Here is a 12,586-nt window from a genome sequence, read left to right on the forward strand (position 1 = left end):
ATGAAAAATATTTTAATTATCATTCTGTTCGCTTTAGTGATTTTTATTCCAACATCATGTTGGCAAGGTAAACCATCTAAAATAACTGATAATGTTTTCGGTGAATATGTTTTTCAATATCCTTCTAATGAAATAGAGGTACTTACCATTAAAAGTGATTCTACATATACACAGAATATATATATAAATGCGAAAAGCTTTAAAAATAATACTAAACCATTATATTCAAACATTGGGGAATGGTCCATTAGTTCTGAAAAAGAGCTTAATTTCAAAGACTGGTTAGTATATTGTTATATGCGTTATCCAGATACCATTCTTCCTAAACCTGAGTATGGCTATATGGCAGATGTATATTGGATTGAACCTAGTATAAGGCATAAAGGCTTGATATCTGTTGCATATGAAAATGGTTATGTGTTCAAACATATTAGTGATTGGGAAAATAATCCCGCTGTTCCGTAATATGGTTAGTATAAATCCCCCGCTAGCGCGGAAATGTTTTCCGTGCCGTAACGAGTAAGAAATAAAACAAGAGTCAAGAGCCACAACGTAAAAGTTGTGGTTTTTTACTAGGAAAGATTAGTTGAGATTGTTTGTGTTACCCTGTTATTCCCAAGCACATTTTAAAACAAGCTGTCTCATATAAGGGAACTAAATGAAACAGTTATACAATAATCTAAGCAGTACTCTTAATATATTTTAGGGGTACTGTTTTTTTAGAACTACCACGGAAAGTGCGTAGTTAATGATTTAAAGACAGAATAGGTTATGGACAATCGCAGACCCTAGTGGTGCTGACTCTGTAGGTGCAGATGGTTTAACCAACGACCAATGGATGGAGTTGTCTCGACCAGGAGGTGGTGGTTTTGATGCTATGAGGGAGCAAAGGAATACTAATAATGCTTATAGTTTTGAACAGAGTAGAAATGTGTCAGTTACTGTTGGTGATCTAAAGGACGGCTGTGATGATTGTATTGACCCTTATAGTCTTCATGAAAATTTAATACAAGTATTGCCAGCAATTGAAGGCTCTATTGCAGATAGTTTTTTTACTTTTTTGGATGGAAGTACCAGTAGAAAAATTAATCTTGGTGGAAGAAACTATTATGTTGATAATGATGGATATCTAACCCATGGTAATTTTTTATCCAGAACAGAAATTCCATTCCTTTTGACATTTTTCACACCTGGGGCAGCACAATACAGATTTGCTTCAACAGCTAAAGGATTCATACATTATGCGAAACATGTAAAAAATTTAAAATATATGTGGAAGACTAAGTCTTGGAAAGTTATTGCTAGTGGAGGAAGTTTGGCAGGAGAATTTGGTAGTTTTTCTTCATACATAAAAGGAGCGCAAAAATTTTTTAATAGTAATGGCCCCAATTTTGCTACATATATAAATAAACAAGGAACTATATTTAAAATGAATTTAAAGACAGGGCATTTTGGTGTTGCTGATACCAATGGGATAGTACAAACATTTTATAAAATAGAAACTTCAGGTAATAAAGCATTGAATTACTTTATTAAGCAAGTTCAAAAATATTAATATGATGAGTATAGAGGACTTAATTAAAAATTTAAATATTAGAAGTAACTTTAAATCTTTAAAGGATTTGTTAGACTCTTGGGAAGATGTTGTCATTGAATGTCAAAATGAATATAATCAAAATACTTTCGAATTAGATTATGATTTGATTGTAAGAGGAGAAATACAATTGCTGTTAAATAATGAATTTTTTATTTCGCAAGACACATATCAACCTTTTTATTCAAAAGTTTGTGAGTTAGATAATTCCTTTTTGAAATTGATTATTTTTTTAGATGAAGATAATGAAAAGCCTTTTTGGGAGAGAAAATTTATACTTAAAAATGCTGGAGAAAATTATAAATGCAGCATTTCTAATATAAAGTAGGTAATTGGGTTGTTGCTCGCGATCCCCATCTTACACTAAGACAAGTGACCTGCAAACCGGGACATTTGATTTTAGCCATACCATGCAGTATACAGGACACAGTCTAAGGATTCTAGTAGAAACTTTTTCAGGTACGGCTTCTTATTTTACATTAGATGATGTAAGCTTAACCCAACTTGGTCTGGAAATCGTAGAGGAGAACAACTACTATCCTTTTGGTATAAAGCATCATGGGTATAATAGTAATCCAACGTCTTCTAATATAGCACTCAAAAGGAAGTATAATGGTATTGAATATGAGGATGCCCCCGCTAGCGCGGAAATGTTTTCCGTGCCGTAACGAGTAAGAAATAAACCAAGAGTTAAAAGCCACAACGTAAAAGTTGTGGTTTTTACTAGGAAAACATTAGTTGAGGTCGTTTGTGTTACCCTGCTATTCCCAAGCACATTTTAAAACAAGCTGTCCCATATAAGTTAATCAAATGAAAATGAAACAGTTATACAATAATCTAAGCAGTACTCTTAATATATTTTAGGGGTGCTGTTTTTTTAGAACTACCACGGAAAGTGCGTAAGTTGATGATTTAAAGACAGAATAGGTTATGGACAATCTCCAGACTAAAATTGTAGAAGAAAATCACTACTATTAAAATTAAGGCTTATTTATGGAGAAAAGAAGAACCCATAGAAAAAAATAGTTACAAATTTGTTTAAAATGACGTCCTTGTATACTGAATAGCTAAAACCACTCCGAAGAGTGGTTTTTGTCTATTAAAAAATTATAAAACGGGTTGCTAAAAATTCAAATCATCTGGTGTGCTATCAGAGCCCCCATCATTATTGGTTTCAGACACTTTAGGACAATCTAAACAGAACTCTAAATACATGAGTTCTATCTATAAAACTTTGTAAATACGCATATTTACTTCTTTTAACTCAATAATTATATTATTGGATAAAATCGGATACGAATTGGATATATCCAAAAGAATAATTACATATATTTGTAATTGGATAAAATTGGATACAAAATGGATATATCTAAAAAAATAGCGTTTCAACCTACAATATTTCAGGATATCATACAAAAACTAGGCGTTGTGGATACCTTTAAAGGTGGCTGGAACCTTATAGAGAACAAAGAGAAGCGTTACCTAAAGGAACTACGAGATATTGCCACCATCCAGAGCATTGGCTCATCGACCAGAATTGAAGGAGCGACCCTGACCGATGAAGAAGTAAAGCAATTGCTTAAATCGGTTCAGATAGATAAATTGGATAAACGAGAAGAACAAGAGGTTGTAGGCTATTATGAAGCATTGGAGCTTATATTAGAACATTATGAGGATATAGATCTTTCAGAGCGTTACCTGCACCAATTACATTCTATACTTTTAAAATACAGCAGTAAAGACCAACGCCATAAAGGACAGTATAAAAACCTTTCTAATCAAGTTGTAGCCAATTATCCCGATGGCGATCAAAAAGTTATATTCAGGACTACCGAGCCTCATTTAACCGCAGTTGAAATGCACAATTTAATCGTATGGACCAATGAGCAATTGGAAGAAAAGAAATTGCATCCCGTATTGATAACATCCATATTTGTATATGAATTCCTATCCATTCACCCCTATCAGGATGGTAATGGCAGATTATCACGTTTGCTAACTACATTTATGTTACTAAAACAAAATTATAATTTTATAGAATATGTGTCCTTTGAACATGTTATTGAAAACAGAAAGGACATGTACTATCGTGTACTAATGGAAACCCAAAAACACAGAGGTAGTGATGATGAAATACTGGATCGCTGGGTGATTTTCTTTTTAGATTGTCTTATTGACCTTACCGAAAAATTAAAGACCAAATACGAGATCTACAATAACCTAAAAAGCAGCACGAACGATAGACAAAAACAAGTATTGGATTATATTGGCAAAAACAAAACCATCCAAATAAAGAATTTGGAAGAAGATTTGCCTGATTATTCAAGAAATACACTAAAAAAGGATTTACAGTATTTGGTACGGGAAGGTTTTATATTAACAACTGGTTCAGGTCGTGGCGTACATTACCATGCTAAAGACTAAACTTGTATTTCTTCTTAATCTCGCTTTTTACTTCATCTCTGCTTTTCCCTTTGGTTTCACCTGAAGGATGTTTTTATACGCTCTTCAACGATTTTATAATGTTCCTCTCGTTCTTTTAAATAATTTGATAGCCTTACCAATAGTATGGTTTAACCTTACTTTTAAGTGTTGTCAAAAACCTATTTTGTTATTCGTTCTTGGAACATCGTGGCAAAATAAAAATTAAGTTATAGCTCTTGTCTCAAGCAATGTATTAACATGAATTCTTATACTCAAGCACAAAAGGCACAACAACATCCTGGGCACCAATATTGCGCTCAAAAGGAATTTATTGCTAAAAATTCAAATCATCTGGTGTACTACTAGAGCCCCCATCATTATTGGTTTCAGATACTTTAGAACAATCTACATTTATAGAAAGACTAGAAGGCGCTTCAAAATTACCCGTAGAAACATCTAATGTTTTATCCTCATAACATTTTTTCATAAAGGACCCCCAAATTGGTAATGCCATCGCAGCTCCTTGCCCATATTTTATACCTGCAAAATGTATAGACCTATCATCTCCACCTACCCAAACACCTGTTACTAAATTAGGCACCATGCCCATAAACCAACCATCACTTTGGTTTTGAGTAGTTCCTGTTTTTCCAGCAATAGGGTTCGTAAACCCGTACGGATAGCCTGTAATTACTTCTTTGTAAAATTTATCGGGGGCACTTGTCCATCTCAATCTAGCACCAGAACCAGATTGGGTCACACCTTCTAAAAGTTTTATGGTTACATATGCCTCTTCATCTCCTAAAACATCGCGCGTTTCTGGTTTAAATTGATATAGAATGGTACCGTTTTTATCTTCAATAGTGGTAACCATTACCGGTTTTGTGTAAACACCCTTATTGGCAAACGCTGCATAAGCACCTACCATTTCGTAAACACTTAAATCTGCAGTCCCTAATGCAATAGACGGTACGGCAGGAATATTGGATTCTACACCCAATTTTTTAACTAAATCGATTACTGGTTGTGGCCCTACTTGATCCATTAACCGCGCAGTAATAGTATTAACAGAGTTTGCTAAAGCATTTTTTAGAGTTCTTGTACCACCATATTCTCCTCCAGAGTTTTTAGGGCACCAATCCTCTATATTTCCGTATTTACCTTTTTCTATACAAAAAGGTGAGTCTGAAAATTCATTACAGGGCGAGTAATGCAACTGGTCTATAGCTGTTGCGTAAACAAATGGTTTAAAAGTAGAACCTACTTGACGTTTCCCTTGTTTAACCATATCATATTGGAAATGTCTATAATTAATACCGCCTACCCAAGCTTTTACATGCCCTGTTTGAGGATCCATAGCCATCATACCTGTTCTTAAAAAGGTTTTATAATAACGTATGGAGTCTATAGGTTTCATAATAGTATCCACCTCAGTAGCTTTTCCTTTTTTCCAAGCAAAAACAGACATTTCGGTAGGCTTATAAAAGGAAGCTTGAATGTCTTTATCCGATTTCCCTAAATCGTATTTCATTTTTCTCCAACGCTCCGATTGTTTCATAGCATTTTTTAATAACGCATCTATTTCTTCTTTAGATAAATCTATAAACGGAGCCGTTGGGTTTTTTTGAGGTGTGTTTTGGCTAAAAAAAGCAGTTTGTAACCTAGACATGTGCTGTTCTACAGCATCTTCAGCATACTCTTGCATGCGTGAATCAATGGTCGTATAAATTTTTAAACCATCATTGTATAAATTCCATTTACTACCATCTGGTTTTAGGTTGTTTTTTATCCAGTCTTTCATAAAACCATCTAAATAGCCTCTAAAATAAGTGGCAATACCTTCACGGTGTGATTCTGGTGAATAGTTTAAATCTAAATCCGTTTTTTGAAGCGAGTCTTTCACTTTCTCGTCTATAAAATCATATTTTTCCATTTGCGCCAAAACCACATTTCTTCTTTCTCTTGTTAGCTCTGGACGTTTTCTAGGGTTGAATAATGATGAATTCTTAAACATACCCACTAACATAGCGGATTCTTTTAAATCTAAATCTTTGGGTTCCTTTCCAAAATAAATTCTAGCAGCACTTCTAATACCATCGGCATTATTTAAAAAATCATAAATATTAAAATACTGGGCGATAATCTCTTCTTTGGTGTACTGGCGCTCTAAACGGGTAGCAATAATCCATTCTTTAATTTTTTGGGTTATCCTGCCTAATTTATTTTTAGAACCTTCACCATGAAAGAGTTGTTTTGCTAATTGTTGCGAGATCGTACTGGCACCACCGCCGCTACCTAATTTCACAATGGCTCTTAAGGTGCCAAAAGCATCAATACCCGAATGGTTGTGAAAACGTGCATCTTCAGTGGCCAATAAAGCATCAACTAAATGTTGGGGTAATTCGTCATACTCAACAGGTGTTCTATTATCGTTTAAATAGAATTTACCTATGGTTTTTCCATCAGAAGAAATAATTTCGGCAGCTAAATTTATTTTAGGGTTTTCTAAAACCGTATGGTCTGGCATCTCACCAAAAAGGCCCCAAGAGGCTAATAAAAACATTAATACTGCGAACAGGATACCTCCTGCAAATAACATCCAAAACCAACGGATGTATTTTGAAAAGTCTTGGTTTTTTGGTGTTTGTTCTTTTGTTGCCATTTAACTCTTTATATTAAATACTTCTCGATACAATTCTCATAAAATTAGAATCACTCGAAGTGATATTTAGTTAATCGTTATTTTTTACTAGGTTTTCAATTCTGAAACCAACATCGGTAATACCTTCAAGCTCTACAACGCCATTAACTTTTCCATTTTCTCTCATAGCATGTTGAATATTGACTACGTAATTTCCTTTTTCTTTAAAAACAACTTGCTCTTTATACCAAAGCTTATTCTCTTTAATATCTGTTAAGCCAGTGCCTAAAAATTTCCCTGATGGGTCTGCCATTTTATATTCTAAAGTGTCTTTTACTGTTTTTCCGTGCGGAAATGCCATTTCAACAATTAGAAATAAATTGTTGTATTTATAGGCATTGGTGTTTCTTAAATTTACAAATAAATTGTAGGCGTTTATAGAGTCTGGTGGTGTTATAGTAAAACTAACGACAGAGTCTTTATGCCACTTATTCGGTACCGATTGATATACATCAAAAACACGATTAGGATCACAAGATGTAAACACAAAAGAAACTAATAATAAAAACAGCAACACATTATTTCGCAGCATCTTTATTCTTTTGGGGTTTTTGTTTATTATTCTTGTTTCTATTGTTTCGGTTCTTATTGCTTTTACGTTTTTTATTAGGTTTTGGACTATCAAAACGTGTTAAACTATCTTGACCTACAACGTTTCCAAACTCGGTTTTAGTATTTTCTTCGGTAAGTTCTGAAGCGTATTCTTCCAAGCTAGCGACCTTTTGGTTTTTCTTGTTTAAAGCAATGATTTCGTTTGCCTGTGTGGTAGTTATTTTATGCCAATTAGCCCATTCACCTTCGTAGGCATACCACATATGCCCTTTAAAAATATCGGTTTTTTGACATACTGCAGTTCCTTTTTCGGTTTGCAGTTTTATTTCGGTTTTCGGGAAACTTTTTAAAGCATCAAGGTAACTATCCAACTCATAATTTAAGCAACATTTAAGTTTGCCACATTGTCCTGCTAATTTTAACGGGTTTAAGGACAATTGCTGGTAACGGGCTGCCGAGGTACTTACCGAACGGAAATCTGTTAACCAAGTAGAGCAACATAATTCGCGCCCACAAGAGCCAATACCACCAAGTCTTGATGCTTCTTGACGAAACCCGACTTGTTTCATTTCAATACGTGTTCTAAACTCTCGTGCGAAAACCTTAATAAGCTCTCTAAAATCCACACGCTCTTCCGCGGTGTAATAAAAGGTTGCTTTACTGGCATCACCTTGAAACTCAATATCAGAAATTTTCATCTGCAACTTTAAATCAATCGCAAATTGACGTGCGCGCACCTTCATAGGATCTTCTCTATCGCGTGCCTCTTTCCAAATATCGATGTCTTTCTGACTTGCTTTTCGGTAAATTTTAAGAATTTCCTCGGGGGTTTCTGAAATGTTTTTGCGTTTCATTTGAACACGCACCAATTCTCCCACAAGGGTAACCATTCCTATATCATGACCCGATGGGGCTTGTGTAGCCACAACATCACCTATACTTAACGTTAAATTATCAGTGTTGTGATAGTATTCTTTTCTTCCGTTTTTAAAACGTACTTCAACCCAACTAAATGGTTTCTCGCCTCTAGGAAGCGACATGTTGGCTAACCAATCGAAAACCGTTAGTTTATTACAACTATCGGTGCCGCAAGTGCCATTATTTTTACATCCTTTAGGTTGACCGTCTTTACCAGTTGAACAACTGTTACAAGCCATATGTTTTTATATATTGAATTCGTTAATAATTAACTTATTACGAATGAAGGTTTATAATTATTTTTAAAAGGTAAAGATAAGATTATTATATAGACTATTTAAATCGAATAAAAATTAAATGTCTTTTACGTCTATTATCTTTACCGGACAAGCTCTTGAAGCGGTTTCGCAAGCCTCTAAAATAGTATGGTCGTTAGACTTTAGCGTGAAAAACCCTTTTTTATCCACAGCATGTAACAACACCGTTTTTCCATCTTTTTTAGACATTTGAAACTGTTTTGGTGCAAATTCCACACAGTAATTGCAACCAATACATTTATTGCGTTGTAAAGTAATAACAACCATTAAGCTTCTACTTTATTTTCTACTATTTTATATAATTTATCTGAAGGACGTATTCTAAACCCAAGTGGAATCGTTACCAGATCTCCTTTTGTTCCTTTTGATAATTTTGTATCATTTACCATCATTTCTGCTACCTCAAGTTCTTTAGCGCCAGTAGTTGGTCCTGTAATTAAAATAGTATCGCCAACCGTAATATCGTAAGCTTCAATTTTAAACTCTCCAATTTGAGGTTTCGGGAAAAAGTGCGTGCCTTTGCCTATATAAACTTTCTTTTGTGTTGCATGCGACCCAGAACCTTCACTCCATTCGCCCAATTTCTGACCTAAATAATAGCCATTCCAGAATCCGCGGTTATATACTTTTTCAAGTTCTTGCATCCACAGAATTACTTTTTCCTTTTCGAAGGTTTTGTTTTCTAAACTATCGATGGCTTGTCTGTAACACTTAATCACTTTAGCTACATATTCTGGGGCGCGACCACGACCTTCAATTTTTAATACTTTAATACCTGCATCGGCTACTTGGTCTAAAATATCGATAGTACATAAATCTTTTGGCGACATAATGTACTCGTTATCCAGTTCCATTTCAAAACCAGTTTCCTGCTCGATAACCGTATATTTTTTTCTGCAATTTTGCTTGCAAGCCCCTCTGTTTGCCGATGAATTATACGAATGTAAACTCATGTAACATTTACCGGAAACCGCCATACAAAGTGCACCATGACCAAAAACCTCTATCTCAACCAATTTCCCCGAAGGTCCTTTTATTTGGTCTTTTTCTATTTGCTCCGTAATTTTTTTTACCTGTCTTAAACTTAACTCTCGACTTAAAACCATCGTGTCGGCAAATAGGGCATAAAACTTAACCGTTTCAATATTGGTTATATTTATTTGAGTGGAAATATGCACTTCCATACCAATTTCCCTTGCTGTCATTATAACCGCTTGATCCATGGCAATTACGGCTGTAATCCCAACGTCTTTTGCTTTACTGATTAATGTTTTTACAATAGATAAATCGTGATCGTAAATGATAGTATTTAAAGTTAAATACGTTCGAACGTTTTTGGCTTCACAACGTCTTGCTATTTCTGGTAAATCGTCTAAAGTAAAATTAATAGATGCCCTGGCACGCATATTAAGTTGTTCGACCCCAAAATATATAGAATCTGCACCATTGTCTAAAGCAGCTTGCAAGGACTCAAAGTTCCCTGCGGGAGCCATTAATTCAATTTTTTGCATGTCGCAACTATTTATTAGTATTGAAATGGTCGAAAATATTCCTTAAATCTTTTTTATAAGACAAATGGTCTGCACGTCCTTTTTTAAAGATATCGTTGCTGTTGCCCTGCCCTTTTCTGAGTTCTTTTTGTTCTTCGTAAGGAAGCGCGTGTATCTCTTTACAGGTTGTTGAGCAGCAATTGTTCATTTCTTCTTTACATGCGTCGCACTGAATAAACAAAAGATGACAAGCATCGTTTGCGCAATTGGTATGCACGTCGAACGGTTTACCGCATTGATGGCAGTTTGCTATAACATCTTCACTAATACGTTCGGCACGTCTTTCGTCAAACACGAAATTTTGTCCTAAAAACTTATTTTCGAGGTTGGATTCCTTTACTTGTCTTGTGTACTCAATAATACCACCTTCTAACTGATACACATTTTTAAACCCCTTATGTTTAAAGTAGGCACTGGCTTTTTCGCAACGAATCCCACCAGTACAATACATCACTAAATTTTTATCTTCTTTATGGTTTTTTAAATCGTCTTCAATAATATCCAACGATTCCCTAAAGGTGTCAACATCGGGTGTTATCGCATTTTTAAAATGACCTATTTCACTTTCGTAGTGGTTTCGCATATCAACCAAAACCGTGTTTTCATCTTCAATAAACTGATTAAATTCTTCAGCTTTTAAGTGAATGCCCTTATTGGTAACGTCAAACGTATCATCGTTTAAACCGTCGGCAACAATTTTGTTACGCACTTTCACTTTCAGTTTTAAAAACGATTTATTGTCTTGCTCTACAGCAACATTCAAACGAATATCCTTTAAAAAATCGATACTATCTAAATGGGCTTTAAATTCGTTAAAACGATCGGCAGGTAATGATAATTGACCGTTAATACCCTCATGGGCAACATAAATCCTACCTAAAACATCTAATGCGTCCCAGGTTAAAAACAAATGGTCTCTAAAGGTTTGAGGGTTATCGATTTTGGCGTACTGATAAAAAGAAAGTGTTAATCGATTCTTGCCTGTTTTATCGATTAATTCTGCCCTTTCTTTTGCACTTAATTTATTGTACAGTTGCATGCTATACTAATTTTTTAAGGTTAAAGAATATTTTAAAGGGACAAAAGTACGATTTTAAAAAAAAACACCCAATTTAAGCTCAAAAAAAAGCACCTATTACTATTAAGTAATAAGTGCTTCCAGAAATAGTTTGAGTTAGTCTGCGTTTAAAGCATTCTTAATATTTGTTTCATCTGCATATTTTAATGTTTTTTTAATTGTCAGATGTAACACCCATTATAAATTATGCTCATACGCGTGAAGCTTTTTTCTCATGGGTGTTTCATAGCAATATCTTCCCACTATTTATTATTAGATGCAAAATGTTTATAAAGGTTGCGTTATAAAATTGTATGATGACGAAACTTATACTATTTTAGCGTTCATTACTTTAGAAAATAAAAATAAAATGAGCAGCGAAAAAGAAGCTAAATTAAAAGCACTAAAACTTACATTAGATAAATTAGACAAAGCCTACGGAAAAGGCACTGTAATGAAAATGAGCGATCAAGCAGTTGTTGATGTGGATGCCATTTCATCGGGATCTCTTGGTTTGGATATTGCCTTAGGCGTTGGCGGTTACCCACGCGGACGTGTTATTGAGATTTATGGACCGGAATCGTCGGGAAAAACAACCCTAACGTTACATGCTATTGCCGAAGCACAAAAATCTGGTGGCATTGCGGCCTTTATTGATGCAGAGCATGCTTTTGATAGATTTTATGCTGAAAAATTAGGCGTAGACTTAGAAAACTTAATAATTTCCCAACCAGATAACGGTGAGCAAGCCTTGGAAATTACAGATAATTTAATCCGTTCTGGGGCCATTGATATCGTCGTAATCGATTCTGTGGCAGCCTTAACACCAAAAAGTGAAATTGAAGGCGAAATGGGTGATTCTAAAATGGGATTACATGCACGTTTAATGTCTCAAGCCTTAAGAAAGCTAACAGCTTCAATTAGCAAAACAAATTGTACCGTAATTTTTATCAATCAGTTACGTGAAAAAATTGGCGTTATGTTTGGTAACCCAGAAACCACAACGGGTGGTAATGCTCTAAAGTTTTATGCATCGGTGAGGTTAGATATTCGTCGTTCTACTCAAATAAAAGAAACCGATGGTAATGTTACAGGTAATAAAACCCGCGTAAAAGTGGTTAAAAACAAAGTAGCACCGCCATTTAAAACAGCCGAATTTGACATTATGTACGGTGAAGGTATAAGCAAAGTTGGAGAGGTTTTAGACATTGCTGTTGAAAACGAAATTATTAAAAAAAGTGGCTCTTGGTTTAGTTATGAAGAAACAAAACTGGGCCAAGGTAGGGATGCTGTAAAAGCACTCATAAAAGACAATCCAGAACTCATGGATGAACTCGAAGCCAAGGTTAGAAAAATAGCCAAAGCCGCTTCGGCTTCAGAATAGTTTAAAAAATCCCGATAATTCGGGATTTTTTTGTTTCAATACGCAACCTTTTGGGTGTCAATGCATCTATGTATTAAAAACAAAAAAGA

12 protein-coding genes are annotated in these 12,586 nt (G+C 34.8%); 6 read left to right on the forward strand and 6 right to left on the reverse strand.

Annotated features, from left to right (window positions below; genetic code table 11):
- The 5 genes from CJ739_RS07010 (at window position 1) to CJ739_RS07030 (ending at window position 4,018) form a co-directional block, all read left to right on the forward strand.
- Window positions 1-465 (forward strand): hypothetical protein, encoded by a 465-nt coding sequence (locus CJ739_RS07010; RefSeq protein WP_117173764.1) that lies wholly within the window; start codon window positions 1-3, stop codon window positions 463-465.
- A gap of 373 nt (window positions 466-838) precedes the next feature.
- Entirely contained in the window at window positions 839-1,555 is a 717-nt protein-coding gene (locus tag CJ739_RS07015; RefSeq protein WP_117173766.1) for a hypothetical protein, read from the forward strand.
- Between the two features lies 1 nt (window position 1,556).
- Window positions 1,557-1,922, forward strand: coding sequence for a hypothetical protein (locus tag CJ739_RS07020; protein ID WP_117173768.1), 366 nt, complete (start codon window positions 1,557-1,559; stop codon window positions 1,920-1,922).
- Between the two features lie 82 nt (window positions 1,923-2,004).
- Window positions 2,005-2,262: a hypothetical protein gene (locus tag CJ739_RS07025; protein ID WP_117173770.1), complete on the forward strand. Its 258-nt coding sequence runs from the start codon at window positions 2,005-2,007 to the stop codon at window positions 2,260-2,262.
- Window positions 2,263-2,953: 691 nt separating this feature from the next.
- Window positions 2,954-4,018, forward strand: coding sequence for a Fic family protein (locus CJ739_RS07030; RefSeq protein ID WP_117173772.1), 1,065 nt, complete (start codon window positions 2,954-2,956; stop codon window positions 4,016-4,018).
- 334 nt (window positions 4,019-4,352) lie between these two features.
- On the opposite strand, the gene CJ739_RS07035 is transcribed toward CJ739_RS07030, so the two are convergent.
- From CJ739_RS07035 to trhO, 6 genes are all read right to left on the reverse strand, one after another.
- Window positions 4,353-6,680: a penicillin-binding protein 1A gene (locus CJ739_RS07035; RefSeq protein ID WP_117173774.1), complete on the reverse strand. Its 2,328-nt coding sequence runs from the start codon at window positions 6,678-6,680 to the stop codon at window positions 4,353-4,355.
- A 70-nt stretch (window positions 6,681-6,750) separates the two neighbouring features.
- Complete coding sequence (locus CJ739_RS07040) at window positions 6,751-7,251, reverse strand: gliding motility lipoprotein GldH (RefSeq protein ID WP_117173776.1); 501 nt, start codon at window positions 7,249-7,251, stop codon at window positions 6,751-6,753.
- Complete coding sequence (locus tag CJ739_RS07045) at window positions 7,238-8,428, reverse strand: PSP1 domain-containing protein (protein ID WP_117173778.1); 1,191 nt, start codon at window positions 8,426-8,428, stop codon at window positions 7,238-7,240. Before CJ739_RS07045 ends, CJ739_RS07040 begins: the two co-directional genes overlap by 14 nt.
- Window positions 8,429-8,542: 114 nt before the next feature.
- A complete protein-coding gene (locus tag CJ739_RS07050) occupies window positions 8,543-8,773 on the reverse strand; it encodes a ferredoxin (protein WP_117173780.1) in 231 nt (76 codons plus the stop codon).
- The gene (locus tag CJ739_RS07055; protein ID WP_117173782.1) at window positions 8,773-10,017 is read right to left on the reverse strand and encodes a peptidase U32 family protein; all 1,245 of its coding nucleotides are present in this window, start codon (window positions 10,015-10,017) and stop codon (window positions 8,773-8,775) included. Before CJ739_RS07055 ends, CJ739_RS07050 begins: the two co-directional genes overlap by 1 nt.
- A gap of 7 nt (window positions 10,018-10,024) precedes the next feature.
- On the reverse strand, window positions 10,025-11,095 hold the full coding sequence (gene trhO / locus CJ739_RS07060; protein ID WP_117173784.1) for an oxygen-dependent tRNA uridine(34) hydroxylase TrhO: 1,071 nt from the start codon (window positions 11,093-11,095) through the stop codon (window positions 10,025-10,027).
- Window positions 11,096-11,483: 388 nt separating this feature from the next.
- Between trhO and recA the strand changes: the two genes are divergently transcribed.
- Window positions 11,484-12,497: a recombinase RecA gene (gene recA / locus CJ739_RS07065; RefSeq protein WP_117178804.1), complete on the forward strand. Its 1,014-nt coding sequence runs from the start codon at window positions 11,484-11,486 to the stop codon at window positions 12,495-12,497.
- Window positions 12,498-12,586: the final 89 nt, after the last annotated feature.

Origin of the sequence: Mariniflexile sp. TRM1-10 (assembly GCF_003425985.1) — a bacterium.
GTDB lineage: Bacteria > Bacteroidota > Bacteroidia > Flavobacteriales > Flavobacteriaceae > Mariniflexile.

Coding starts and splice junctions, on each gene's coding strand:
- CJ739_RS07010 (WP_117173764.1), top strand. CDS start 1: ATGAAAAATATTTTAATTATCATTCTGTTCGCTTTAGTGATTTTTATT.
- CJ739_RS07015 (WP_117173766.1), top strand. CDS start 839: ATGGAGTTGTCTCGACCAGGAGGTGGTGGTTTTGATGCTATGAGGGAG.
- CJ739_RS07020 (WP_117173768.1), top strand. CDS start 1,557: ATGATGAGTATAGAGGACTTAATTAAAAATTTAAATATTAGAAGTAAC.
- CJ739_RS07025 (WP_117173770.1), top strand. CDS start 2,005: ATGCAGTATACAGGACACAGTCTAAGGATTCTAGTAGAAACTTTTTCA.
- CJ739_RS07030 (WP_117173772.1), top strand. CDS start 2,954: ATGGATATATCTAAAAAAATAGCGTTTCAACCTACAATATTTCAGGAT.
- CJ739_RS07035 (WP_117173774.1), bottom strand. CDS start 6,680: ATGGCAACAAAAGAACAAACACCAAAAAACCAAGACTTTTCAAAATAC.
- CJ739_RS07040 (WP_117173776.1), bottom strand. CDS start 7,251: ATGCTGCGAAATAATGTGTTGCTGTTTTTATTATTAGTTTCTTTTGTG.
- CJ739_RS07045 (WP_117173778.1), bottom strand. CDS start 8,428: ATGGCTTGTAACAGTTGTTCAACTGGTAAAGACGGTCAACCTAAAGGA.
- CJ739_RS07050 (WP_117173780.1), bottom strand. CDS start 8,773: ATGGTTGTTATTACTTTACAACGCAATAAATGTATTGGTTGCAATTAC.
- CJ739_RS07055 (WP_117173782.1), bottom strand. CDS start 10,017: ATGCAAAAAATTGAATTAATGGCTCCCGCAGGGAACTTTGAGTCCTTG.
- trhO (WP_117173784.1), bottom strand. CDS start 11,095: ATGCAACTGTACAATAAATTAAGTGCAAAAGAAAGGGCAGAATTAATC.
- recA (WP_117178804.1), top strand. CDS start 11,484: ATGAGCAGCGAAAAAGAAGCTAAATTAAAAGCACTAAAACTTACATTA.